This is a genomic window from Rhodococcus sp. 06-235-1A (assembly GCF_002258785.1).
Taxonomy (GTDB): domain Bacteria; phylum Actinomycetota; class Actinomycetes; order Mycobacteriales; family Mycobacteriaceae; genus Rhodococcoides.
The window spans coordinates 65,600-89,633 of sequence record NZ_NOYI01000023.1; the positions used below are offsets into that span (position 1 = coordinate 65,600).

The 24,034-nt window shown below is 65.0% G+C and carries 26 protein-coding genes; 12 read left to right on the top strand and 14 right to left on the bottom strand.

Features of this window, described 5'->3' with window-relative positions; translation table 11 throughout:
- Position 1: 1 nt before the first annotated feature.
- From CH275_RS22085 to CH275_RS22100, 4 genes are all read right to left on the bottom strand, one after another.
- Positions 2-523: a CGNR zinc finger domain-containing protein gene (locus CH275_RS22085; protein WP_179276286.1), complete on the bottom strand. Its 522-nt coding sequence runs from the start codon at positions 521-523 to the stop codon at positions 2-4.
- Between the two features lie 191 nt (positions 524-714).
- On the bottom strand, positions 715-1,701 hold the full coding sequence (locus tag CH275_RS22090; RefSeq protein WP_256991165.1) for an iron-siderophore ABC transporter substrate-binding protein: 987 nt from the start codon (positions 1,699-1,701) through the stop codon (positions 715-717).
- 45 nt (positions 1,702-1,746) lie between these two features.
- Positions 1,747-3,018 (bottom strand): class I SAM-dependent RNA methyltransferase, encoded by a 1,272-nt coding sequence (locus CH275_RS22095; protein WP_094680398.1) that lies wholly within the window; start codon positions 3,016-3,018, stop codon positions 1,747-1,749.
- Positions 3,015-5,012 carry an APC family permease gene (locus CH275_RS22100; RefSeq protein WP_094680423.1) on the bottom strand — a complete coding sequence of 666 codons (1,998 nt, stop codon included), beginning with the start codon at positions 5,010-5,012 and terminating at the stop codon, positions 3,015-3,017. The genes CH275_RS22095 and CH275_RS22100 overlap by 4 nt, the downstream gene beginning before the upstream one ends.
- 176 nt (positions 5,013-5,188) lie before the next feature.
- Between CH275_RS22100 and CH275_RS22105 the strand changes: the two genes are divergently transcribed.
- Complete coding sequence (locus tag CH275_RS22105; RefSeq protein WP_179276287.1) at positions 5,189-5,854, top strand: potassium channel family protein; 666 nt, start codon at positions 5,189-5,191, stop codon at positions 5,852-5,854.
- A 46-nt stretch (positions 5,855-5,900) separates the two neighbouring features.
- On the top strand, positions 5,901-6,560 hold the full coding sequence (locus CH275_RS22110; protein ID WP_032377739.1) for a potassium channel family protein: 660 nt from the start codon (positions 5,901-5,903) through the stop codon (positions 6,558-6,560).
- Here the strand turns inward: CH275_RS22110 and CH275_RS22115 are convergent.
- Together CH275_RS22115 and CH275_RS22120 are read right to left on the bottom strand one after the other, a co-directional pair.
- On the bottom strand, positions 6,534-7,187 hold the full coding sequence (locus tag CH275_RS22115) for a DUF3159 domain-containing protein (RefSeq protein WP_256991170.1): 654 nt from the start codon (positions 7,185-7,187) through the stop codon (positions 6,534-6,536). The two genes, CH275_RS22110 and CH275_RS22115, sit on opposite strands and share 27 nt — an antisense overlap.
- A 112-nt stretch (positions 7,188-7,299) precedes the next feature.
- Positions 7,300-7,677, bottom strand: a complete 378-nt coding sequence (locus CH275_RS22120; RefSeq protein WP_094680400.1) for an OB-fold nucleic acid binding domain-containing protein — start codon at positions 7,675-7,677, stop codon at positions 7,300-7,302.
- A gap of 201 nt (positions 7,678-7,878) precedes the next feature.
- Between CH275_RS22120 and CH275_RS22125 the strand changes: the two genes are divergently transcribed.
- Positions 7,879-8,601: a lysophospholipase gene (locus CH275_RS22125; RefSeq protein WP_256991166.1), complete on the top strand. Its 723-nt coding sequence runs from the start codon at positions 7,879-7,881 to the stop codon at positions 8,599-8,601.
- Here the strand turns inward: CH275_RS22125 and CH275_RS22130 are convergent.
- Both CH275_RS22130 and dut read right to left on the bottom strand, forming a co-directional pair.
- Positions 8,583-9,410, bottom strand: coding sequence for a DUF3710 domain-containing protein (locus tag CH275_RS22130; protein WP_094680401.1), 828 nt, complete (start codon positions 9,408-9,410; stop codon positions 8,583-8,585). The genes CH275_RS22125 and CH275_RS22130 overlap by 19 nt on opposite strands.
- Positions 9,411-9,474: 64 nt before the next feature.
- Positions 9,475-9,942: a dUTP diphosphatase gene (gene dut, locus CH275_RS22135; protein ID WP_094680426.1), complete on the bottom strand. Its 468-nt coding sequence runs from the start codon at positions 9,940-9,942 to the stop codon at positions 9,475-9,477.
- 190 nt (positions 9,943-10,132) lie between these two features.
- Between dut and CH275_RS22140 the strand changes: the two genes are divergently transcribed.
- Positions 10,133-10,612, top strand: coding sequence for a DUF3093 domain-containing protein (locus CH275_RS22140; RefSeq protein WP_094680427.1), 480 nt, complete (start codon positions 10,133-10,135; stop codon positions 10,610-10,612).
- 75 nt (positions 10,613-10,687) lie between these two features.
- On the opposite strand, the gene CH275_RS22145 is transcribed toward CH275_RS22140, so the two are convergent.
- Entirely contained in the window at positions 10,688-10,990 is a 303-nt protein-coding gene (locus tag CH275_RS22145; protein WP_027496891.1) for a DUF4193 domain-containing protein, read from the bottom strand.
- Positions 10,991-11,533: 543 nt separating this feature from the next.
- Here CH275_RS22145 and cei point away from each other — a divergent pair.
- Positions 11,534-12,214 carry an envelope integrity protein Cei gene (gene cei / locus CH275_RS22150; protein ID WP_094680402.1) on the top strand — a complete coding sequence of 227 codons (681 nt, stop codon included), beginning with the start codon at positions 11,534-11,536 and terminating at the stop codon, positions 12,212-12,214.
- 15 nt (positions 12,215-12,229) lie between these two features.
- On the opposite strand, the gene CH275_RS22155 is transcribed toward cei, so the two are convergent.
- On the bottom strand, positions 12,230-13,084 hold the full coding sequence (locus tag CH275_RS22155) for an inositol monophosphatase family protein (protein ID WP_256991171.1): 855 nt from the start codon (positions 13,082-13,084) through the stop codon (positions 12,230-12,232).
- A gap of 259 nt (positions 13,085-13,343) precedes the next feature.
- On the opposite strand from CH275_RS22155, the gene ppgK reads away from it, so the two are divergent.
- Positions 13,344-14,165, top strand: coding sequence for a polyphosphate--glucose phosphotransferase (ppgK, locus tag CH275_RS22160; protein WP_094680403.1), 822 nt, complete (start codon positions 13,344-13,346; stop codon positions 14,163-14,165).
- Between the two features lie 160 nt (positions 14,166-14,325).
- Complete coding sequence (locus tag CH275_RS22165) at positions 14,326-15,654, top strand: RNA polymerase sigma factor (protein WP_094680404.1); 1,329 nt, start codon at positions 14,326-14,328, stop codon at positions 15,652-15,654.
- Between the two features lie 72 nt (positions 15,655-15,726).
- Here the strand turns inward: CH275_RS22165 and CH275_RS22170 are convergent, their stop codons facing one another.
- Positions 15,727-16,089 (bottom strand): DUF952 domain-containing protein, encoded by a 363-nt coding sequence (locus CH275_RS22170; RefSeq protein ID WP_094680405.1) that lies wholly within the window; start codon positions 16,087-16,089, stop codon positions 15,727-15,729.
- A gap of 28 nt (positions 16,090-16,117) precedes the next feature.
- Entirely contained in the window at positions 16,118-17,047 is a 930-nt protein-coding gene (locus CH275_RS22175; protein WP_094680429.1) for an EamA family transporter, read from the bottom strand.
- Between the two features lie 233 nt (positions 17,048-17,280).
- Here CH275_RS22175 and CH275_RS22180 point away from each other — a divergent pair, with 233 nt between their 5' ends.
- A complete protein-coding gene (locus CH275_RS22180; RefSeq protein ID WP_032377734.1) occupies positions 17,281-17,475 on the top strand; it encodes a DUF7455 domain-containing protein in 195 nt (64 codons plus the stop codon).
- Between the two features lie 137 nt (positions 17,476-17,612).
- Here the strand turns inward: CH275_RS22180 and CH275_RS22185 are convergent, their stop codons facing one another.
- The gene (locus CH275_RS22185; protein WP_094680406.1) at positions 17,613-19,352 is read right to left on the bottom strand and encodes a DEAD/DEAH box helicase; all 1,740 of its coding nucleotides are present in this window, start codon (positions 19,350-19,352) and stop codon (positions 17,613-17,615) included.
- Positions 19,353-19,541: 189 nt separating this feature from the next.
- Between CH275_RS22185 and CH275_RS22190 the strand changes: the two genes are divergently transcribed.
- Positions 19,542-20,609, top strand: a complete 1,068-nt coding sequence (locus tag CH275_RS22190) for a YihY/virulence factor BrkB family protein (protein WP_256991167.1) — start codon at positions 19,542-19,544, stop codon at positions 20,607-20,609.
- 18 nt (positions 20,610-20,627) lie between these two features.
- Here CH275_RS22190 and CH275_RS22195 read toward each other — a convergent pair whose 3' ends face one another.
- Positions 20,628-20,864, bottom strand: a complete 237-nt coding sequence (locus tag CH275_RS22195) for a DUF3039 domain-containing protein (protein ID WP_094680407.1) — start codon at positions 20,862-20,864, stop codon at positions 20,628-20,630.
- A 93-nt stretch (positions 20,865-20,957) separates the two neighbouring features.
- Here CH275_RS22195 and CH275_RS22200 point away from each other — a divergent pair, with 93 nt between their 5' ends.
- The 3 genes from CH275_RS22200 (at position 20,958) to CH275_RS22210 (ending at position 24,003) form a co-directional block, all read left to right on the top strand.
- Positions 20,958-21,326, top strand: a complete 369-nt coding sequence (locus CH275_RS22200) for a DUF3099 domain-containing protein (RefSeq protein ID WP_094680408.1) — start codon at positions 20,958-20,960, stop codon at positions 21,324-21,326.
- A gap of 33 nt (positions 21,327-21,359) precedes the next feature.
- Positions 21,360-22,853 (top strand): N5-glutamine methyltransferase family protein, encoded by a 1,494-nt coding sequence (locus tag CH275_RS22205; RefSeq protein WP_094680409.1) that lies wholly within the window; start codon positions 21,360-21,362, stop codon positions 22,851-22,853.
- Positions 22,854-23,031: 178 nt separating this feature from the next.
- Positions 23,032-24,003, top strand: a complete 972-nt coding sequence (locus tag CH275_RS22210) for a sigma-70 family RNA polymerase sigma factor (RefSeq protein ID WP_032377730.1) — start codon at positions 23,032-23,034, stop codon at positions 24,001-24,003.
- Positions 24,004-24,034 lie beyond the last annotated feature (31 nt).

The following is a 24,034-nucleotide window of genomic DNA, read 5'->3' on the forward strand; positions in this document are numbered from 1 at the left end:
CTCAGGACGCGGCCCGCGCTCGATGTCTGCGCACGGCGTCGCGATTGGAGCACACGGTTCCGCAATAGCGCTGCCTGCCGGTTCTCGAGGTGTCGGCGAAGGCGAGTGTGCAATCCGTAGCCGCGCAGCGGTCGAGGCGCGACATGCCGCGGCCGGTCAGGTGCAACGCCGTGCCGACGCTCACCAGAGCTCTGATCACGCCGCCCAGTTCGATGTTGGGGTCGCGGTAGTGCATGTGCCAACCGTCGTCGGCGTGGTTGGTCAACCGCGGATACGCCGACGCCTGTGCCAGAAGGGCATTGAGCGCCGCGGCCCGCTCCCCCTCTGTCGTGGCGTCCACCACACGCGCCCAGTCGCGCAGAAACTCGAGTGTGTCGACCAGATCGGCATCGGTTGCCGTCCAATCGGGAACGAGGCCTGCGTCGACGCAACGATTTCCCAGTTCGGCCGCCGACGTGGGTGGTGAATTGAGCAAGTCGATACCGAGTTTCACCGCATATTCGCCGTAAGGGTTGATGTGCACAAGACCATTACATCACGATGGATACATGCAGAGCCAACACACATCACACACCTGGACCACTCATTCCACCCATCACACGAGCGAGGGCCTCGTCGGATACCAGGGGTGCCGGTGCGGTGCCCAGCGCATCGTGTCGGTACCCACCGAACAGTTCGCCCCGGTCGCCGAAGTAGCGCATCACACCTGACCGGTCACCGCAGCGCGCGCGTCAACTCGGGGACCACGGTGTCGAGGGCGTAGCCGATCGAGAGCACCGAGTTGGTCGCATATGACTTCGCGACCACCGGGTCTGCGAACACGATGGAACGTCCGTCCGCCACTGCCGGAATTTTCCGGAACAGCGGATCGTCCGTCACCTCGGACGGTGACTTCTCGATCGGAAACACGACCAGCAGGTCGGCGTCGAGACGATCGAGCTCTTCCCCCGAGATCGGTACCGAGAAACCTCTCGGAGTGAGTGAGTCGATGGTCGGACTGGTGACGAATCCGAGTTTCTTCATGAATTCGAGGCGACTGTTGGACGAGATGTACGCCCCGTATCCGGTCCCGCTGTAGGCACCGACGACGGCCGTCTTGCCGGCGAACTCGGGGTGGTCATCGGCAGCGGACCGAAAACGATCGGCGATTGCGGCGAGCAGAGCATCACCGTACGCGCGCTGACCGAGAGCGGTCGCAACCATGGTGACCTGCTGCTCCAACGAGGTCAGGTAGTTGTCTGATCCCTCGGGCACACCGACAGTGGGTGCGATGGCGGACAACGTGGCATATCGATCGGGGTCACCCGAACTCTTGGTATCCAGGATCAGATCCGGTTCCAGTGCCGCCACCTGCTCGTACGACGGCTCCTGAGTACCGATGATCTGTGGTGGCGCGTCGTAGAGGCCGGCAGCCCACGGCCCGACGCCGTCACCGCCGAATGCCAGCCAGTCGCTCGCGCCCACGGGTGAGACTCCCAGTGCCAGAGCGGTTTCGGCGTCGCCCCAGCCGAGCGCCACGATGCGCTGCGGTGCGCTCTCGATCGTCACCGCGCCGAACTTGGTGTCGATCGTGGCCGGAAACGCCGATCCGGTCTCGGCGGACGGCTCGACAGGCTCGGTCGACCCGGTGCTGCACGATACGGCGGTGGTCATGGAGACCACCACGATGAGAATGAGTGCGATGCGATTGCGAATTGTCACAGGCACAGACGGTACGACAAGGCCTCCGCTGCAGGTAAGGCAACCCTACGTTCGAGCGAAACGGCCGATGCACTCGACGTGACTGGTGAGAGGAAACGCGTCGAAAGCGCGCATGTCGACGAGCTCGTACCCAGCGGCTCGATACAGGCTCACGTCTCGCGCGAACGACGCCGGATCGCAACCGATGTGCACCACCGAACGCGGAGCTCTGACGGCGAGTGCGTCGATCACGTCCCGTCCGGCTCCGGCCCGAGGCGGATCGAGCACCGCCACCGACACCGGCTCCGTCAACGAATCCATCGAACGCTCGACGCGTCCCGGCACGAACGAGACCTGCGTCAGGTCGCGTAGTGCCGAGCGGCCGTCCTCGGCTGCACGCCGAGAGAATTCGACGCTGGTGACACGGCCGTCCGATCCGACGCCGGCGGCGAGGGCCGCCGCAAAAACGCCGACACCTCCGTACAGATCCCACGCGCCGTCACCCGGAGAGGCGTCGGCCCACTCCGACACCACACCGGAATAGACCTGGGCCGCACCACGATGCGCTTGCCAGAACCCGGTGGCGTCGAGAGTCCAGGCTCGGTCCGAGACGTACTCGGTCACCCGACCGGACCCGATCACAGCCTTCTCGGGCCGCACCCGCGACGACGCTGCCCGACGCGCCGAAGCCCCGCGGCGGCCCTGCGATCTGCGTCCGGTGGGCGAGAGCTGTGGCGGAGCGATCTCCACCACGTGCCGCACACCGGACCCGTCGAGCACCACCTGGAGCTCTGCCCCAGGCCGCCACTGCTGATCCGACAGTCCGTCGAATGCGGTGGAATCCATTTGCGGACAGGACAATTCGTTGACGATCGAGCTACTGCGGTAGCGGTGGTAGCCGGGCCGCCCACCGGAATCGACGGCGAGGCGAACTCGCGTACGCCACCCGGTGCCGTCGCCGGTCCCGGGCAGCTCCTCGACCTGCACCGTGCGCTCGATTCCGGCGACGCGCCGCAGTTGTTCGGCGACGACGAAGGACTTCAGGCGGCGTCCGGCATCGGCGGTGGCGTGGGAGTAGTCGCAGCAACCCGAGCCACCCGGTCCGGCGATCGGACACCGCGTCTCCACTCGGTCAGGGGACGCGGACAGGATCTCGACGGCGTCGGCGCGGCAGAACGATCCGCCTCGGTCCTCGGTCACCCTGGCTACCACGCGCTCACCGGGCAGCCCGTGACGAACGAACACGACTCGGCCCTCGTGGCGAGCCACGCAGAACCCACCGTGTCCCGGCGCACCGAGTTCGACCTCGAGCAGAAGGCCGAACCAGCTGTCGGTCACTTCCCCGCCGGGGGCTCGTAGCCGCGACGCGATGCGCCCGGCGCGTTGCCGAGAACCTCGCGCTTGGCCTTCTCGGACGAACGCAACTGCCAGGGCACGCTCGTGACCATCACTCCCGGTTGGAACAGCAGTCGGGACTTCAGTCGCAACGCGCTCTGGTTGTGCAGGACCTGTTCCCACCAGTGACCCACCACGTATTCGGGGATGAAGACGGTGACCACATCACGCGGTGAGTCGCGCCGGACACGCTTCACGTAGTCCAGAACCGGTTTGGTCACCTCTCGATAGGGCGACTCGACGACCTTGAGCGGCACCGATACGTCGCTGGCTTCCCATTCGCGCACCAGCGCTCGGGTGTCGGCCTCGTCGACGTTGACGGTCACCGCTTCGAGGGTGTCGGGCCGGGTCGCCCGCGCGTACGCCAACGCGCGCAGTGTCGGCATGTGCAGTTTCGACACCAACACGATCGAGTGCGTTCGGCTGGGCAGCACTCCGTCCCATTCTTCGTTCTCGAGCTCGCGCGCCACTGTGTCGTAGTGCTTCCTGATCATGCGCATCAGGATGAAGATCGCCACCATGGCGACGATCGCGATCCATGCGCCTGCAGCGAACTTGGTGATCAGCACGATCACGAGCACCGTTGCCGTCATCGCAAGACCGACACTGTTGACCACGCGCGAGCGCTGCATCTTGCGCCGCTGCTCATCGTCGGTCTCGGATCGGAGCAAGCGGGTCCAATGTCGGATCATGCCGGTCTGGCTGAGGGTGAAGGAGACGAACACCCCGACGATGTAGAGCTGAATGAGCTTGGTGACCTCGGCACCGAACACGACGACGAACACGATCGCAGCTCCGGACAGAAAAAGGATGCCGTTGCTGAAGGCCAGACGATCGCCACGAGTGTGCAGCTGTCTCGGTAGGTACCGGTCCTGTGCCAGAACCGAACCGAGCACCGGGAAGCCGTTGAACGCAGTGTTGGCCGCAAGTACCAGGATGAGGGCCGTGACGGTCGTGATGAAGAAGAATCCGACGGGGAACCCGCTGAACACCGCCTCCGCGAGCTGCGCGATCAGAGTCTTCTGCTGGTACCCCTCCGGAGCGCCGATCAGCTGAATATCGGGATCCATGGCGTACTTGATGCCGATCTTCTGGGCGAGCACGATGATGCCCATCAGTAACGTGATGCCGATGGCACCGAGCAGCAACAGTGTGGTCGCGGCATTACGCGACTTCGGCTTCTCGAATGCGGGCACCCCGTTGCTGATGGCCTCCACCCCGGTCAGCGCTGCACAACCGGACGAGAAGGCGCGCGCGATGAGGAACGCGAAGGCGATTCCGTACAGGTGCGAATCTTCTGCCTTCAGATCGAAGGTTGCCGATTCCGCATGAATGTCGTCGCCGAGCACGTAGACCCGGAACAGGCCGTACGCCAACATCAGGAACATGCCACCCATGAAGGCATACGTGGGAATTGCGAACGCAGCCCCGGACTCCCGGATCCCCCGCAAGTTGATCGAGGTGATGAAGACGATGGCCACCACGGCGAAGAGCACTTTGTGTTGGGCAACGAAGGGCACTGCCGACCCGATGTTCGACGCGGCCGCCGAGATCGACACCGCCACGGTCAGCACGTAGTCGACCAGCAGCGCACTGCCGACCGTCAGACCGGCGGCCGGCCCGAGATTGGTGGTCGCCACCTCGTAGTCACCGCCGCCGGAAGGATAGGCGTGCACGTTCTGCCGGTAACTGGCCACCACCACGGCCATCACCACGCACACGGCGAGACCGATCCACGGAGTGAACGTGAGCGCCGAGATACCCGCCACCGACAGCACCAGGAAGATCTCCTCGGGGGCGTAGGCCACCGACGACATGGCGTCCGAGGCGAACACCGGCAACGCGATTCGCTTGGGAAGCAACGTATGACCGAGCTTGTCGCTGCGGAACGGCTTACCGAGCACTAGCCGCTTGGCGGCAGTCGAGACCTTGGACACGGACAGAAGCGTAGGCCGTCCGCCTGCGGACGTCTCAACCACGCGCCTGAAACCGCGCCGAAAGCCCACCCTCGGTCGATCCGGTGCCGAATCCCCGATACGTTGGTGCACGCCTGCCCGTAGTGGCAGTGTCGGTCGGCAGGGGTCGACAATCGAGATCGGGACGGAGCTGGGCGTTGTACGTAGTTGTGATGGGATGTGGCCGCGTCGGTGCATCGCTGGCCGGTGCGCTCGAACGCATCGGCCACGAGGTAGCGATCATCGATCGCGACGAGACGGCCTTTCTTCGCCTCGATCCCGACTTCGGCGGACGGCGCGTCGTCGGCATGGGCTTCGACCGAGATGTGTTGGTGAGCGCAGGAATCGAGAACGCCGAGGCCTTTGCCGCCGTCTCCTCGGGTGACAACTCGAACATCATCTCGGCCCGCGTCGCGCGCGAAACGTTCGGCGTCGACAAAGTGGTCGCGAGAATCTACGACGCCAAACGCGCCGCCGTCTACGAACGTCTCGGCATCCCTACCGTGGCCACGGTGCCCTGGGCCACGGACCGATTTCTGCACAACCTGCTGCGCGACGACCCCACCACCAAATGGCGTGATCCGTCCGGCAGCGTCGCCGTCGTCCTCCTCGACTTCAACGACGCCTGGATCGGCAAGAAGCTCTCGGTCCTCGAGGACGCCACTCGCTCTCGCGCGGCATTCGTCATCCGATTCGGCGTCGGGTTGCTACCGGACAAACGCACTGTGATCCAGGCCGGTGACGAGGTGTACGTCGCCGCGGTCTCGGGCACTGTCGCCGAAGCCATCGCATTGGCCGGCAACCCACCGCCGTCGGACGATTGATGCACGCGCGCACGTTCCCCTCCCCCATCGACCCGAACGGGAAGCCATGAAAGTCGCCATCGCCGGTGCCGGTGCAGTCGGCAGATCCATCGCACGTGAGCTGATCCGCAGCGAACACGACGTGATGCTCCTCGAACGCAAACTCGACCACGTCGATCAGGCGGCGGTGCCCGAAGCCGAATGGGTGCTGGCCGACGCATGCGAGCTCAGCCTGCTCGAAGCTGCTCACCTCGAAAACTACGACGTGGTGATCGCCGCCACCGGCGACGACAAGGCCAATCTGGTGCTCAGTCTGTTGGCCAAAACCGAATTCGGTGTCGATCGTGTGGTGGCCCGAGTCAACGATCCTCGCAACGAGTGGCTGTTCGACTCGGCGTGGGGTGTCGACGTCGCCGTCTCGACGCCGCGCATGCTCGCGTCGCTGGTAGAAGAGGCGGTCTCTGTCGGAGACCTCGTCCATCTGATGACGTTCCGCAAAGGCCAGGCCAACCTCGTCGAGATCACGCTGCCCGAGAACACTCCACTCGCAGGAAAGCCGGTCCGAAAGCTCCAATTACCAAGGGACGCAGCGTTGGTGACGATTCTGCGCGGCGGCCGAGTGATCGTGCCGCAGCACGACGATCCGCTCGAGGGCGGCGACGAACTACTGTTCGTCGCTGCGAAAGAAGTAGAGAACGAACTACGTGCTGCGGTCGGCCTGATCTGACGGCAGCGTGCCGTCGGTCCGATCCGCACTCGACGCGACCTCCAGCGCGTGATCGGCCCGACGCACAGCCCAGAGCGTGACCAGTAGCGCTACTCCGGTGAGTGGCCACCCCATGCCGATTCGCGCAACGGCCAGCCAACCGGTCTGATCCGAGTCGTAGAGCTGCGACTGGACCACGTACCGGGCGGCGAACACTGCCGCCCACGCGATTGTCGCCACGTCGTAGAAGCGCACAGCCGATCGGTTGTGACGCCACGCCGTTCCCTTGCCGTTGAGGTAACCCCAGACAACGCCGACCAGCGGCCAGCGCGCGAGTACCGACAACACGAACGCTCCGCCGTAGACCAGCGAGGTGTAGATGCCGAACAGGAAATAGCCTTTGGCATCCCCCGTGCGGTACGCGATGAACGCGCAGATACCGACACCGAAGAACCCTGAAATCGCAGGCTGAATGGGACTGCGCTGAACCAGACGCCACACCAGGACCGCAGCGGCCACGCCGAGCGCGGACCACAGGGCAACGGCCAGACCGAAATAGCTGTTGGCCGGAACGAACACGATGACCGGCAATGTGGAGTAGACGAGCCCGCTCAGACCGCCGAGCTGTTCGAGAACGGTAGGGGCCACCTTCTCGACACTCTCCGACGTCGACGCATCGGGCGCAGATTCCGGCGTCGTGGGGGGCGGCACGGCATCGTCACTGTTGGTCACGACAACGAGAGTGCCATACCTGCGACGGTCAGCTGTCGTCGCGCAGTTCGTAGTAGGGGTTGTAGACGATCTTGCGTCCGTCACGCTCGCCGACGCGTCCACGAACGAGCACGGTCTTACCCGGCTCGATTCCGGCGATCTTGCGGCGACCGATCCAGACGAGCGTCACCGCGTCGGTGCCGTCGAAGAACTCTGCCTCGATATTTGCATTGGCGGCCTTCGAACACGCTTCGACGCTGCGCAACCGACCCAACATCGTGACTTCCTCGCCGCGCGAGCAATCACATGCGCGTCGGGCACCGGACGCTTCGGAAGATTCGGCCATCTCCTCAGCGTCGAGCTGATCGATGTCCTCGGTCAACTTTCGCGTCAACCGGCGAAAGTATCCTGCGGCAGCGGGTGCCATTGTGCGCTCCAGCGTTATCGGTCGTTCCGCAGGCTCCATGAGCCAACGGGACGAGTCGTTCCGCAGGCTCCACTCCTGGAAGCTACTGCGGCGACGTGGGGGTTTGCCTTGTCAGGGCGGGTACTTCGCCACTGTAGACCCGAAGTGTCGCACTGACCAACCACCGCCGCGCGCGTGCGCGAAGGCGTGCACAATCGTGTCGTGCACAGCCGATTCGACACCCGTACCGCAATCGTTCTACCTGGCACGGGATCGGACGCCCGGTTCGCCGAGGACGCGTTCTCGGCTGCATTCGAAAGTGTGGGATTGACCACCATCCCGGTCGAGCCGAATCCGGCAGGCGTGGTCGAGAGCTATCTCGCGGCTCTGGACCGTGCAGCGCTGCGGCACGGCCGGATCCTCGTCGGAGGGATCTCCCTCGGCGCCGCGGTCGCGGCGCGATGGGCCGTCGACAATCCGTCGAACACCGTCGCCCTGGCGCTCGTGCTGCCGGCGTGGACGGGCGATCCGACAGGTTCCCCTGCTGCCCTGAGCGCTGAATACACCGCCGGATCACTGCGCGAACACGGCCTCGAGACCGTCACTGCCGCCATGGAGTCGTCGAGTCCCCCCTGGCTCGCTCGTACGTTGCGGCGATCGTGGGCTGCGCAGTGGCCCGACCTTCCCGACGCTCTGGACGAGGCGGCACGACATCGAAGCCTCGAACTGGACGAACTCGCTCGAATCGAGTTCCCTGCCGTCGTCGTGGGCGCGGTGGACGACGCGGTGCATCCGATCGAGGTGGCCCGGCAGTGGGCGCAGGTGATCCCTGGCTGCGCCCTACGCACGGTGACGCTGGACAGCATCGGGCGTGATCCGGGATGCCTCGGACGTGAGGCCGTGGACGGCCTCGGTCTTCGGTGGCCTCAGCCGCCCAGCTGTTGAATCGCCGATCCCGACGCCCCGCGACGCGGAGCGCGGTCGCGTTCGGCCGTCGTGGGCTGCCCTGACGTATCTTCTTGCGGCGTAGCAGGGGCAGGGGCATTGTCTGCAGCCTGCAGCTGCTGCGGTGCGGCTGCAGCCTGCTGAGCTGCGGCCTGTTGAGCTGCGGCGGCAGCAAGTTGCTCGGCGAGCACTTGCGGCAACACCACCGGCAGCGGTGTACGAACCGGGTGTGGGTCGGTGCCTCTGTCGACCACCGTCTGTCGCAGGATGGTGTGCGCGAGCTGGACCAGAGGTTGACCTTCGCCCACTGCCCCGGACGGACCGGCCAGCACGCAGCGGACCATCCAGCGATAGCCGTCGATTCCGATGAAGCGCAGATCGGCGTTGGCGGTGACGCCGTGGAGTTCGCGGCCCCACGGGCCCGTCTCGACCGTCGTCTCGGCCTTGTCGTCGCGCAGCGACGTCGCCAGATCGGCCGCAACCTCGCGCCACTGACCGGGCGATTTCGGTGCCGCGTAGGCAGCGATGGTGATTCGGCCGAACTGCGTGACGATGTGGACCGCCTGCGGACTGCCTGCTTGCGACATTTCCACCTGCAGCTGACCTCCGTCCGGAAGCGGGATCAACACCGAGCCCAGGTCGAGTCGCGTCTTCGCGACGGTCTCACGATCCTCGTCCAGATCCGAAAGATCGTGCGGTCCGTCGGCGGTCGAGTCCGCGGCCTCGTCGTCTTCGACTCCGTCGACGAATGGCTCCGCACCAGATGCGGAGGCACTGCCGGCGTCGTTCTTCTTACGCCGTCCGAACATGTTCAGCTCTCTTCTTCTCGGTTGCGTTCGTGGTTCCTGACATCCGCTGACATCGTGGCCGAACTCACTGCTTCAGACTCGCATGACCGCCGGTCGAACCATGACCTCCGGCCCCCCGAACGGTGTCGTCCAGTTCGTCGACCTCGACGAACGTCACCAACTCGACGCGCTGCACGATCAGCTGGGCGACGCGATCGCCACGCTCGAGCACGACCGGAGAGTGCAGATCGTGATTGATCAAACAGACCTTGATCTCGCCGCGGTAGCCGGCGTCGATGGTGCCCGGGGTGTTGACGACCGACAATCCGGACTTCGCCGCCAGGCCCGAGCGTGGATGTACCAACCCGACCGTTCCCAGCGGCAGGGCGATCGCGAGTCCGGTCCCCACCAATACACGTTCACCAGGCGCTATGGTCACCCCCGCGGTGATCCGAAGGTCGACTCCAGCGTCGCCGTCGTGCGCACGCGTCGGTACCGGTAGGTCAGGATCCAATCGACGTACCCGAACCTCGGACAGAGGAACAGCGGGCAGCAGGAGCCGGTCGACAGACGGTTCGTTGCCGGTATCGGTGACTTCGTCGCTCACGTCGAACGAGACTACGCTGGCCCGCTCGTGTCTCTGTGTGGCGACTACCCTGGGACCGGTGACTGCAGATCGACAGGCCGAACACGCGAACTCGGAGTCCGGCGACTCCACTCCCTCCACCACGCCCGCCGGCTCGGTGCTGTATTCCGAGCGGCTCTGGGTGCCGATCTGGTGGTGGGCGGCCGGCGCTGCGGTAGCGGTGCTGTTGGCGGCAGAGATACACATGGGCGCACCGGGTATCCGGGCTTGGCTTCCCTACGTCGTGTTGCTTCCTCTGCTCGCGTGGGGGCTGTTCGCCTTCAGCAGGCTGCGTGTCGAGGTCGTCGGCGACAGCGTTGGTACCGGTTCGACAGGCGTGGAATTGCGTGTCGGGAAGGCGCATCTGCCACTCGACGTCGCGTCCAAGGCAGCGATTGTGCCCGCGACAGCAAAAAGTGCGGCACTGGGCAGGCAGCTGGATCCGCTGGCCTTCGTACAGCACCGCACTTGGGTGAAACAGATGGTGATCGTGGTTCTCGACGACCCGGACGACCCGACGCCGTATTGGCTGGTGAGCACCAAACGCCCCGAGGCGTTGCTGGCAGTGTTGACCGCGCACGGCGTCGAAGCGCGCTGACCACCTACCCGGACCGACCATCGCCGAATGCCGGGCACAGACCCGAATCGGTCGATCAGGTCTGTGCAAAATCGATCAGGCCGCGCAGTCGCGACACATCAGTACGCCGTTGGCATCGCTGGCCAGTCGGCTGCGGTGGTGCACCAGGAAGCAGCTGGAGCAGGTGAACTCGTCCGCCTGCTTGGGGACCACTCGAACCGACAGCTCCTCGCCGGACAGATCTGCACCCGGAAGCTCGAACGATTCCGCGGTGTCGGATTCGTCGACGTCGACCACTGCGGACTGGGCCTCGTTGCGTCGGGCCTTCAACTCTTCGAGCGAATCCTCGGACACGTCATCGGATTCTGTTCTTCTCGGTGCGTCGTAATCGGTTGCCATTGTCTTCGTACCCCTCATCTTCGTGCGTGTGTGTGGTGAAAGCTGCCGATGTGGTCGGCTTGTGGCCGTCGGCTGTGAAGAGGGCGTGTGCTCGCTTCCACCGATGTTCGTATCTGTTCGTATCGTTCGTCGTCGCGCGGTGCCCGAAACTACACCGGGTAGTTCCCAGAACTCGCCGGTTGAAACCCGATCGAGACCTCGCTCACCTGATCGATCGTGCACGGGCGTCCGATTCTCGAAGCACCGCGGCCGCCAGACAATAGCCGAAGCCGGCCGCAAAGTTGAAACCGAACCGCCGATGAGTCCATTGCCTGCATGCACGCCGCATCAACACCGGAGTGTTCGGGTTCATTCCGCGGCCGTCCGAACTCATCCTCGTGCCGGTTTCCGGGTCCGAATCAAGCATCGAGGATGACATCCGACGGGCGTCCGGCCGAGTGTGCCGCACTCGGAGACCGCGGGCATCTACAGTAGGCACCGCGTCGGTGTGACCGACTCTGTGACAGTTCTCGGCGACTGCCGACGGAAAGGCGAAGATCAACTGTGGTTTCTCTGATCACCGAAGGCCACTCGGCCGACGATCGAGGTCGTCCGTTCCGCCGTCGCCGGGCGTTCCCCATCATCGCGGTGTTCACGGTGCTGGCGCTGCTCGGAGTGCTCGTATGGGTCAGGGTGTTCACCACGTCCGAGGCTACGTCGGCGACCGCCGAATGCAATGCTCCGACCACCACGGCCGCCACCGACGGAACGCAGCCCGTTCCGCTGGGTGGCGAAGTCGACCCGGCAACGTTGCTCGACGTCGAACCCGCAGCTCTGTCCGCGTCGAAAGTGCGTGTCTTCAACGCCAACGGCGAGCGCGGTCAGGCTGCCCTCGTGGCCGCGCAACTCGTGGACTACGGCTTCGCAAGTGCACCGGACGTCCAGGTCGGCAACGATCCGGTCTATGTCGATCAGAACATGCAGTGCCAGGGCCAGATTCGCTTCGGTGCCGCGGGCGTCGCTGCGGCGAGCGCAGTATGGCTGGTCGCTCCCTGCGCCGAGCTCATCGAAGATTCCCGCACCGACGACTCGGTCGATCTGGCACTGGGTACCTACTTCAGTGAAATTCAGCCCAATGACGACGCCGAGGAAGTGCTGCGCACACTCGCGGGCGCAGCGCCCGGAGCCGAACCCCAGCCCCTCGATCCCGATCTGCTCTCGGCCGCACGCGAATCGCGCTGCTGACGTCGCGCCGACGCGTCACCCGGGAATCGGATCGAGAGCGCCCGCGCTGCGCAGTACGGCGAGAAAGGCGTCCGAGATCCCCGGGGCCATGGCTACCGTCGCCGCGCCCTGCGCGCTGGTGGAGTTCGCCGCGGGCAGCTTGACCACTGCGCCCGCCTCGGCCGCGATCAGCGCGCCGGCCGCCCAATCCCACGGACTGAGCCCGTGCTCGAAATGAGCGTCGACCACTCCGGACGCAACCATGCACAGATCCAGTGCGGCAGATCCGATCCGGCGGATGTCGCGCACCTGAGGCAGTAATTCGGAAATGATCGCGCCCTGCACTGCACGGCGCCGTGAGCCGTAACCGAATCCGGTGGCAAGCAACGTCATCGACACGTCGGTGACGGCCGAACACGCAAGTCGTTCCCGGGTGCCGTCGGCTCGCTGCACCGTGGCACCGCGCCCCAGAGCGGCGGAGTAGACCAGTTCGCGCGCGACGTCGACAACGGCCCCGGCAACGCTGGCACCGTCGATCTGAACGGCAACCGACACCGCGTAAGCCGGGATTCCGTACATGAAGTTCACGGTTCCATCGATCGGATCCAGCACCCACCGCACTCCGTCGACCGAATCGTCCTCGGCACCTTCCTCCTCCCCGAGAATGGCATCCTGCGGCCGCAACTCTGCCAACATCTCACGCAGAACGCGCTCGGTTTCGGTGTCCACGACGGTCACCGGATCGGTCGGTGTGCTCTTCGACTGCACCGCGTTGTCACCCGTGCTCTCGCTCACGCCCGCACCGCCGCCGAAGACCTCGGGCCGCCGCAGGCGTACGTGCTCGGCGGCTCGCGTAGCGACTCGAACGGCGACCTCGTGCAGCACGTCCACGTCTCGCGTGTTCGATTCCGTACTCGACCCTGCGGTCGGCACCGATTTGCCCGGCAATTGCGTACTGGCGGTGTCGTTCTGCGATCCGTCTGATTTCGGCACGCGTACATCGCAACACATACCGACGGCCGAGCACCACTGCAACGACCGGCGCAAGGAGTCGGGATGACGTCGCCGTCCCGCGAACACCGAAACGGCACTATTGTTCGGAGCGAAACACACCACACACGGATTCGATCGGGCCAGGAGCGGCATCCACATGACACAGGCAGGTTCGGACAACACCACCGCCGGGGCAGCGCGCCATGGATTCGGCGTCGATGTCGGTGGCAGCGGCATCAAGGGCGGAATCGTCGACCTGAGCACCGGGGACCTCGTCGGCGACCGCTACAAGATCGAGACACCCCAACCGTCCACCCCCGACGCCGTCGCGCGAACCGTGGCGGAGATCGTGGCGCACTTCGAGTGGACCGGCCCGGTGGGCGTCACACTGCCTGCCGTGGTGACCAACGGTGTCGCTCGGTCGGCAGCCAATATCGACAAGGCCTGGATCGACACCGACGCCCGTGCGTTGTTCGCGAAGGCCATCGGCACCGAGAACATCACCGTGCTCAACGACGCGGATGCGGCCGGAGTGGCAGAGGACAAGTACGGCGGCGGCAAAGGCAAGGACGGCGTCGTCGTATTGCTGACGTTCGGCACGGGAATCGGTTCGGCCGTGCTGCACAACGGAGTTCTGCTGCCGAACACCGAATTCGGACACATGGAGATCGACGGCAAGGAGGCCGAGCATCGTGCGGCGTCGTCGGTGAAGGAGAACAAGGGGCTGTCCTACAAGGAATGGGCCAAGGAGGTCTCGAAGGTCCTCGAAACGTTCGAGGCTCTGCTGTGGCCGGATCTTTTCATCGCCGGTGGTGGGATCAGCCGCAAGAGCGAGAAGTGGATTCCGCACTTGACCAATCGCACTCCGGTCGTTCCGGCAACCCTGCTGAACACTGCCGGGATCGTCGGTGCCGCACTTGCCGCGGACACCGCCGTGCCGTCCGCCGAGACCGGCACGTCCGCAGGATCGGCCGACTGACACGCGGCGTTCCGACCTGCGTAGGGCGAGGGTCGGTAACAAACTCCTGAGAGGTCGTTACAATGGTGTGTGCCGGTACGCAGCCGGCCGAATCCGAAGACCTCTCCGCCGGAAACAACTCTGGCGTGACGCCGCACGACTTCGTCACGAAAGGGCGTACGTGGCAGCCACCGATATCCGTCAGACCGTAGATTCCGAAACCGAGTCTGCGACACCTGCACCTGCTGTCAAGGCACCCGCCGCGAAGGCACCGGCTAAGAAGGCACCCGCCAAGCGCGCCGCGGCCAAGAGGGCACCGGCGAAGAAGGCCGCAGCAAAGAAGACAGCAACTCCGGCGACCGGAGACGACGCCGACGAGAGCACCCCCGGAATCGAGGACATCGACATCTCCGAGGGCGACCTCGCGGCTGCCGCCAACGATGTCGTCGAGGTCGTCGCCGCTGGTGACGACACCGAAGAGGACGCAACCAGCGAACCGACCGCCGAGGACAAGGCGTCGGGCGATTTCGTCTGGGACGAAGAGGAATCCGAGGCCCTTCGCCAGGCCCGTAAGGACGCCGAGCTCACCGCCTCCGCAGACTCCGTCCGCGCCTACCTCAAGCAGATCGGCAAGGTTGCCCTCCTCAACGCAGAGGAGGAGGTCGAGCTGGCCAAGCGCATCGAGGCCGGCCTGTTCGCGGTGGAGAAGATGCGCGAGTCCGCGGAAAAGGGCGAGAAGCTCCCCGTTGCGCAGCGTCGCGACATGACGTGGATCTGCCGTGACGGCAACCGTGCCAAGAATCACCTGCTCGAGGCGAACCTTCGGCTCGTGGTGTCGCTCGCCAAGCGCTACACCGGTCGCGGAATGGCCTTCCTGGACCTCATTCAGGAAGGCAACCTCGGTCTGATCCGCGCCGTCGAGAAGTTCGACTACACCAAGGGGTACAAGTTCTCGACGTACGCCACCTGGTGGATCCGTCAGGCCATCACTCGGGCCATGGCCGACCAGGCCCGCACGATCCGTATCCCGGTGCACATGGTCGAGGTCATCAACAAGCTCGGCCGCATTCAGCGCGAGCTGCTCCAGGATCTGGGTCGCGAACCCACTCCCGAAGAGCTCGCCAAGGAAATGGACATCACGCCGGAGAAGGTGCTGGAGATCCAGCAGTACGCGCGTGAGCCGATCTCGCTCGACCAGACCATCGGTGACGAAGGCGACAGCCAGCTCGGTGACTTCATCGAGGACTCCGAGGCGGTCGTCGCCGTGGACGCCGTGTCGTTCACCTTGCTCCAAGATCAGCTCCAGTCGGTTCTCGAGACGCTGTCCGAGCGCGAAGCAGGCGTCGTTCGTCTGCGCTTCGGACTCACCGACGGCCAGCCGCGCACGCTCGACGAGATCGGTCAGGTCTACGGGGTCACCCGCGAGCGGATCCGCCAGATCGAGTCCAAGACCATGTCGAAGCTGCGCCACCCGTCGCGTTCGCAGGTCCTGCGCGACTACCTGGACTGATTCGTCCGACCCTGCGAACAACGACCGCCGATCATCGAGATCGGCGGTCGTTGTCGTCGGCGGCAATCATGCCTACTGGATCTGTGGCGTCCCGAAGGTCCCGTCCGGCCCGGGACGGTAGTCGAGAACCGCCGTGACGGCCGCGATCGGCAGCGGTCCGTACAGATGTGGGAACAGCATGGACCGCGGATCGGACGGCACGCCGGGTTCCCACCGGACGGGTGCACTCAGACGAGCCGGATCCAGGCGAAGCAGAACCAAATCCTCACGGCCCGAGAACAACCGGTTCGCAGGAAGGTGCACTTGCTGCGGTGTCGACAGGTGAACGAAACCCACGTCGTTGTACGAGTCCGGGGTGTACAAGGCCTGCCCGCGCATGGACAGCCACTCCCCTGCCGTGCAGATGTGTACTAGGTCGTCCGGCGTACTGGTCACCGTTCCATTCTGCAGGGTGAAGCGCGGGTCAAGGAGGCGGAATGTCCATCGCGCCGCGATCTCTGCGCGCCGGAAGCCCACCGATCACCACTGCCGCGATGACAGCAATGATCCCGAGCGCTTCGAGAATCGTCGGAATCTGGGTCAGCACGACGGCACCGACCACGGTGGCCGTTGCCGGGAGAAGTGCCAGCAGCAATGCGAACCGAGCCCGACCCACCCGCACCAGGACGTACTGATCGAGAACATAGGGAACCACACTCGACAGCAGACCCACCCCCAACCCCAGAACCCAGATTCGCCAGTCTCCCAACACGTCGACATGCGCCACTGCGAACGGACCGAACAACGGCACCGCCAGAATCACCGACGCGATTCCGAATCCGGCCGCCATGTCGTCGAGTCCTTGACCGGCATCGGCAACGGACTTACCCAGCACGATGTACGCGGCCCACAATGCTGCCGAGCCGAGCGCGAACGCTATTCCCGCCAGTCCTACCTCGCCACTCTCGAACTGCGCAGAGGCGATGGCACCGACACCGGCGATCACCAGAAGCAGCGCACACACATCCGCAGGCTTCCTCGACCCGGCTGCAGCGACGGCGATCGGCCCCAGAAACTCGATGGCCACCGCCGCGCCGAGCGGAAGCCTGGCGATCGCCTCGTAGAACATCGCGTTCATGCCGATCGTCGCGCCGCCGAACGCGGCCGCCGTGCTCACTCGCCGCACGGTCCAACTGCCGCCGACTCCCGCTCGAGACCGCCACGGCCGCCGCCACAGCACCAGCACCAGAGCCGCGCCGAACCCACGCAGCCAGGCGACCGCGGCCGGATCGACGGTATCGAAAAGGAAGACACCGATCGCTGCACCGACGTACATGCACACGGCACCGATGACGAACAGCGATGGAATACCGAGCTTCGAGACACCGGAGAGCGAAGAGGAAGTCGAAGCCACATCGGCGACCCTACTGCCGCGACTCGCGTGCACCCGAGTCAGCTCTCAGCGAACAGCGTCGAGGACGTTCCTGCTCGTGGGGCATGTTTCGTGTTAGTGACAACACAAAGAAACGCGCTCGGGAACAACGCGTGACCGCCATACGTCTGACAGAGTGAACGAACCGCGCCATACCGACGCGGCGGACCGGCCCCAGGCGAACGGGACAACCCGCAAGCCAGTACGGAGGAGTCATGCCCGGAACATTGACCAGCCCACAATTGACAGCAGCGGACCGGTGCGACCGGTGCGGTGCAGGGGCTCGCGCGCGTGTCGTGCTCTCGACCGGTGGAGAACTTCTCTTCTGCGGTCACCACGCCGCCGAGCACGAAGCCCGTTTGCGTGAAGTGAACGCAACGGTGATGACCGAATCGGACTCCACGGTGTAATCCGCCGAGACGTCGGGGGACACAGGTTCGCCACGATCGAATCTCACGAAAAACGGACGGTCTTCGGACCGTCCGTTTTTTCGTGGGCGCGCTCTACATCTTTCGCAACTGCGCTCTACATCTTTCGCAACTGCGCTCTACATTTTTCGCAACTGAGCGATCCGCTCGCCCAACTGCTCGGCCGACGCCATAGCCGTCGGCGGTCCGCCGCAGATGCGTCGCAGATCGCCGTGAATCACACCGTGCGGCTTACCGGTGCGGTGGTGGTACACCGCAACCAAACTGTTCAGTTCACGCCGGAGACCGGCCAGCTGGCCCGCACTGGTGGCCCTGTCGTTGACGACGGGAGGAGCCGGAACGGCCGGACCGGCCGCAGGCTTGTCGATCTGCTCCTGCTGACGCTGACGCAACAGGTCGCGCATCTGGGTCGCGTCGAGCAGACCCGGTAGGCCTAGATAGTCCGCTTCCTCGTCGCTGCCCGAGAACGTGGCGGTGCCGAACGAGGAACCGTCGTAGATCACCTGGTCCAGTTCGGCATCCGCGCCCAGGGAGGTGTACGCCTTCTCCTCCTCGCCGAGTTCGTCCTTCTGCTTGTTCGCATCGGCGAGGAGCTCGTCGTCGAATCCGTCCTTCTCGCGGTGCGGCTTGCCGAGAATGTGGTCGCGCTGCGCTTCGAGCTGAGATGCCAGATCCAACAGCACCGGTACCGACGGCAGGAAGACACTCGCCGTCTCCCCCTTACGCCGCGAACGCACGAATCGACCGATCGCCTGCGCGAAGTACAGCGGAGTCGACGCGCTGGTCGCGTACACGCCGACGGCCAGACGCGGAACGTCGACGCCCTCGGACACCATGCGGACAGCCACCATCCACCGTTGGTCACTCTTGCCGAACTCGGCGATCCGAGCCGAGGACGTGGGATCGTCGGAGAGGACGATGGCCGGCGTCTCTCCCGTGATCACCTCGATGAGCTTCGCGTAGGCCCGCGCCACCGTCTGATCGGTGGCGATCACGAGCCCACCGGCGTCGGGCATGCCGCCTGCACGCAGCTGAGCCAGACGGGTGTTGGCAGCCAACAACACCGCGGGCATCCAGTCGCCCTGCGGGTCGAGTGCTGTGCGCCATGCTCTCGCCGTCTGCTCGGCACTGAGAGGCTCACCGAGGCGGGCGGTATACTCCTCCCCCGCGCTGTCTCGCCAACGCGCCTCGCCGGAATACGCGAGAAACACCACCGGTCGAACGACGCCGTCGGCCAACGCGTCGGAGTACCCGTACGCGTGGTCCGCCTTGGACCGCATCAACCCGTCCTGGTCCGGTTCGTAGTTGACGAACGGAATGGGACTGTCGTCGCTACGGAACGGCGTACCGGTCAATGCGAGACGTCGGGTGGCGTCGCCGAAAGCCTCGCGAATGCCTTCTCCCCAGCTCTTCGCATCGCCGCCGTGGTGAATCTCGTCGAGGATCACCAGTGTCTTGCGCGCTTCGGTACGCACCCGGTGCTTGAACGGATGCGAGGCGATCTGTGCGTACGTCACGACCACGCCGTGATAGTCGCTCGACGTCTGACCGGTGGAGTTGGAGAAGCGGGAGTCCAGGGCGATTCCGACCCGGGCTGCCGATTCTGCCCACTGGTGCTTGAGGTGCTCGGTGGGCGCAACGACGGTGACCTGATCGACGGTCCGATGAGCCAGCAACTCCGCAGCCACTCGCAGAGCGAAGGTGGTCTTGCCTGCACCGGGCGTTGCAACGGCCAGGAAGTCCTTGGGCGAGGCAACCAGATACTTGGTCAACGCACGTCGCTGCCACGCGCGCAGCGGTGCTCCCCCGCTCGCGGGGGCAACTGCCTGCTCTGCGGAAGAAGGTGTGGGATCGAACATGTCAGCGCTCACTGGCCGCCGGTTCCTGGCATCGATGTAGTTCCTCGCGCTCTCGGTAGCCCTGCAGTGTCCGCCGAGGAGCCTAACGCTCCACACCGACCGATCCCGCATCGCTGGGGCGAGTCGGATGCGACACGGCGCGTCGGTGGTTAGGCGAAGTCGGCTTTCGTCAGGAATGCTGGAGGGACCATGAGCGAGTCTGCAGGCACAACTCCGACACCGGAACGGTTGTCGGCGAGAAAGCCGATACATGCGGTGTGGAAAGTGACTCTGCGCACCCTGAGCAAAGCATGGGACGACTCGATCTTCAGCAAGGCCGCCACCGCAGCGTTCTGGCAGACGCTGTCGCTCCCGCCGCTTCTGCTCGGTGTGCTCGGCAGTCTGGGATTCGTCGGAGGATGGTTCGGACCCAACACCGTCGAGATCATCGAATCCAAGATCATCACGTTCAGCAACACCCTGTTCAGCAACAGTGTCGTCGACCAGATCATCGCGCCGACGGTCAAGGACGTTCTCGCGCAGGGCAGCGGAGAGATCGTGTCCGTCGGCTTCCTGCTGTCGCTGTGGGCCGGGTCGTCCGCGATCTCGACCTTCGTCGACTCCATCGTGGAAGCACACGGACAGGCCGACGCACGAAACCCCATCTGGCAGAGGTTCTTCGCGCTGCTGCTCTACGTCGGATTCCTGGTCGTCGCGGTATTCGTGCTTCCGCTCGTCGCCCTCGGTCCGGTGTACGTGCAGCAGTTGCTGCCGGATTCTTGGATCGAGGTCGGCAGCGAGCTGATCGACTTCTTCTACTACCCGGCCGTCGGATTGCTGCTGATCATCGGCCTTACGACGCTCTACAAGCTGGCCCTGCACAGATCGCTGCCGTGGCATCGGCTCCTCGGCGGAGCACTGTTGGCCGGCGTGTTCTTCATGCTCGCCAGCGCTGTTCTGCGCCGGTACCTCACCTGGGTCACGGGCACCGGATACACCTACGGCGCGCTCGCGACGCCGATCGCGTTTCTGTTGTTCACGTTCTTCCTCGGTTTCGCCGTCGTTCTCGGTGCCGAGTTCAACGCCACGATCCAGGAGTTCTGGCCCGCTCGGGCAACTCGACTGGACCAGATGCGCGAGTGGATCGCGGCACAGGCAGCCACCGACGAGAAGCCGTCGGGACCGATGACTGCGGTGGCCCGACGGCTGGCCACGGGGCCGATCAAGCTCGCCGGCGACCGAGGTCGACCGGATCGCCCGGCACCGACTGCCGAATAGCAGCGGCGACGGTACGGGTCAGTCGCCCTTTTTCAGACCCTCGTAGATCTTCTTGCAGTCGGGGCAGACCGGAGATCCGGGCTTCGCGGACTTGGTGACAGGAAACACCTCACCGCACAAGGCCACGACGTGCGTGCCCATCACCGCACTCTCGGCGATCTTGTTCTTCTTGACGTAATGGAAGAACTTCGGCCGGTCGTCCTCGGTTGTTTCGTCCGGTGCGATATCGGGACGGTCCTTCGTCTGGGTGCTCATGCACACAGATTAATCCGTGAATCCTCGGCAAGGGGTAACCGGTTCCACAGCTCGTCGTATGCATTCTGTGAGCGGTAGTGCCACAGTGGAGGTATGACGAGAACCCCAGGGTTCGACGGCAGCGCGTACAGCGACTCGCCGGATGGGCCTGTCCTGATCACCGAGGCACAGCAGTCGGTCGAAGAGCAGCACAAGAAGCGTGTACGCAAGTACATGTTCATCATGTCTTTCCGCATCCCGGCGTTGGTGTTGGCCGCCCTGGCCTACGGAATGTGGATGAATCCGTGGATCTCCATGGCAATTGTCGGAGTGTCCATCCCTCTACCGTGGATGGCGGTGTTGATCGCCAACGATCGACCGCCACGTACGAAGGACGAGATGAGCCGATACGACTACCGAACGGTGGACGCGCCGCAGTTGGAATCGGGTAACCACCGAGTGATCGAACCGGGCGACGACTGACACGACCGAGACAGCCGATGCGACACTTGCGTCGTGACTGCACCTGACTCCACGTCCCTTCTCGTCTCCGCCTGCTCCGACCTCAGGGATGCTTTCGGGCGAATCGGGTACGACGCCGACGGCGTGCTCGAACTGCTCGGTGCCGACGCACACGCGGCACTCGGGCGCAGTGAGCCGGTACCGGTCCGCAACGCCAGCCAGGGATCGGGCCCACTGGGAGTGCTGGTTCGACTTTTCCTCCTCGTCGACGACTGCCCCGAGCCCGACGTCGCCGACGCCATCGCACCGCTGACCATCGCGGACGCCGTCGCTGCCGGCATCCTGAGCCGATCCGGGTCGACGGTCCGCACGTTGCTCGACATTCGACCGCTCGATGCCGGCCACGGCACCCGGTGGATCGTCTCCGATCCGGACGGCAGCATGCGCGTCGCCGAGACGGCACCCGATCACGTACTGGGGGTCGGGCAGGCGTCGCTGTCCCTGCTGCGGGGAACACCCACGTCCCCGGTCGCCAGCGTCCTCGATGTCGGTACCGGCTGCGGTGTCCAGGCCGTTCACGCGTGCGGATACGCCACGCAGGTGACCGGAACCGACATCAGCCCACGGTCCATGGAACTCGCGGCCGCGACGATGTCGCTGAACGGCCTCGATGTCGAATTGCTGCACGGCTCGTGGTTCGAGCCGGTTGCCGGGCGTCGGTTCGATCGCATCGTGGCCAATCCACCGTTCGTCGTCGGCCGCGCCGAAGTGCTGCACACGTACCGCGATTCCGGTCTCGACCTCGACGGTGCCAGCGCGCTGATGGTCGGGCAGGCACCGGACCATCTGGAACCGGGTGGCACGGCTGCCATTCTGGCGTCCTGGGTGCACGTCCGCGGCGAGGACTGGCGTGCGCGGGTCGCGTCGTGGCTGCCGGCCCACGGAGTCGATGCCTGGGTCGTCGAGCGTGACGTTGCCGATCCGGCGCTCTACGTCGGTACCTGGATGCGCGACGGCGGACTCGACCCGCGCGATTCCGACGCGGCCGCGGTGGCACAGTCCTGGCTCGATCATTTCGCTGCCGCCGACGTGGAGGGAATCGGTTTCGGCTTCGTGTATCTCCGCAGGACCGACACGCCGACCGATCTTCTCGCCGAGGAGCTCACTCACGGCTTCTCCGACCCGCTGGGCAACGAATCGATCGAGTACTTCGCGCGGCTGGACTGGCTGCGGGAGCACGACATCCTCGACTCGGTGCTGATGCTCGACCCGAACACCGCCCTCGAACGCGTCTACCTTCCGGGCGACGAGGGCTGGGACCCGGTGGCAGTGCGGGTCCATCGCGGCAACGGGCCGCAGTGGCAGCACGACATCGACGAACTGGGCGCTGCACTGCTCGCCGGACTTCGGCCCGATGGCCTGCCGGTCGGTGAACTGGTGGAGTTGCTCGCTGCTGCGCACGACGAGGACGCCGAGGAACTGGCGGTGCATGCAGTGACGATGATGCAGGGGCTGGTCCGACACGGCTTGGTTCTGCCGGCCCGATGAGTCCCCGACGTCGCCCCACGAGAGCGACCGTTCCCGGCGGCTTCACTTCTCAGCAACTTCTCAGGACGAGCATGACGTAATCCCTGGTCACGCGGGTGTCCACAGGATCGGCGTGGGAACTTATCGGAGTCTCCCGAGCGTTGAACCCAGTGAGACACCACCGACCAGGAGGCAAGTCATGACCAGCCCCAGCACCACGATTCGTCCACGGCCCACCGATGCCGATCTGGACGCCCAGAGCCCAGCAGCCGATCTCGTTCGCGTGTACCTCAACGGTATCGGTCGGACGGCACTGCTGACGGCTGCCGAAGAAGTCGATCTCGCAAAGAGGATCGAGGCTGGTCTGTACGCGAAGCAGGTTCTCGAGAACACCAAGCGGCTGAGCGCAGTCAAGAAGCGCAACCTCGCCATCATCGTTCGCGACGGCAGCGCAGCACGCAGCCACCTGCTCGAGGCGAACCTGCGTCTGGTCGTGTCTCTCGCCAAGCGCTACACCGGCCGCGGTATGCCCCTGCTGGACCTGATCCAGGAAGGCAATCTGGGTCTGATTCGCGCGATGGAGAAGTTCGACTACGCCAAGGGCTTCAAGTTCTCGACGTACGCGACGTGGTGGATTCGTCAGGCCATCACCCGCGGTATGGCCGATCAGAGCCGCACGATCCGGCTGCCCGTCCACCTCGTCGAGCAGGTCAACAAGCTGGCCAGGATCAAGCGTGAGCTGCACCAGCAGCTCGGCCGCGAGGCAACGGACGAGGAGCTGTCGAGCGAATCGGGTATCGCGGTGGAGAAGATTGCGGATCTGCTCGACCACAGTCGCGACCCGGTCAGCCTGGACATGCCGGTGGGCAGCGACGAGGAAGCGCCTCTCGGCGACTTCATCGAGGATTCCGAGGCGACGTCCGCCGAGAATGCCGTCATCGCCGGTTTGCTGCACAGCGATGTTCGTGTGGTGCTCGGCACCCTCGACGAGCGTGAGCAGCAGGTCATTCGGCTTCGCTACGGTCTGGACGACGGGCAGCCCCGAACCCTCGATCAGATCGGCAAGCTCTTCGGTCTCTCCCGTGAGCGCGTCCGCCAGATCGAGCGCGAAGTGATGGTCAAGCTTCGTCAGGGCGACCGCGCCGAGAAGCTGCGTTCCTACGCCAGCTGACCCCGACCACCGACCGGTGGAGCAGCGGTGA

Bases quoted from the DNA above. Each gene is read 5' to 3' on its own strand.
- CH275_RS22210 (WP_032377730.1), top strand. From the start codon at position 23,032: ATGACCAGCCCCAGCACCACGATTCGTCCACGGCCCACCGATGCCGAT.
- CH275_RS22130 (WP_094680401.1), bottom strand. From the start codon at position 9,410: ATGTTCGGACGGCGTAAGAAGAACGACGCCGGCAGTGCCTCCGCATCT.
- CH275_RS22190 (WP_256991167.1), top strand. From the start codon at position 19,542: ATGAGCGAGTCTGCAGGCACAACTCCGACACCGGAACGGTTGTCGGCG.
- CH275_RS22185 (WP_094680406.1), bottom strand. From the start codon at position 19,352: ATGTTCGATCCCACACCTTCTTCCGCAGAGCAGGCAGTTGCCCCCGCG.
- CH275_RS22110 (WP_032377739.1), top strand. From the start codon at position 5,901: ATGAAAGTCGCCATCGCCGGTGCCGGTGCAGTCGGCAGATCCATCGCA.
- CH275_RS22120 (WP_094680400.1), bottom strand. From the start codon at position 7,677: ATGGCACCCGCTGCCGCAGGATACTTTCGCCGGTTGACGCGAAAGTTG.
- CH275_RS22200 (WP_094680408.1), top strand. From the start codon at position 20,958: ATGACGAGAACCCCAGGGTTCGACGGCAGCGCGTACAGCGACTCGCCG.
- CH275_RS22145 (WP_027496891.1), bottom strand. From the start codon at position 10,990: ATGGCAACCGATTACGACGCACCGAGAAGAACAGAATCCGATGACGTG.
- ppgK (WP_094680403.1), top strand. From the start codon at position 13,344: ATGACACAGGCAGGTTCGGACAACACCACCGCCGGGGCAGCGCGCCAT.
- CH275_RS22195 (WP_094680407.1), bottom strand. From the start codon at position 20,864: ATGAGCACCCAGACGAAGGACCGTCCCGATATCGCACCGGACGAAACA.
- CH275_RS22180 (WP_032377734.1), top strand. From the start codon at position 17,281: ATGCCCGGAACATTGACCAGCCCACAATTGACAGCAGCGGACCGGTGC.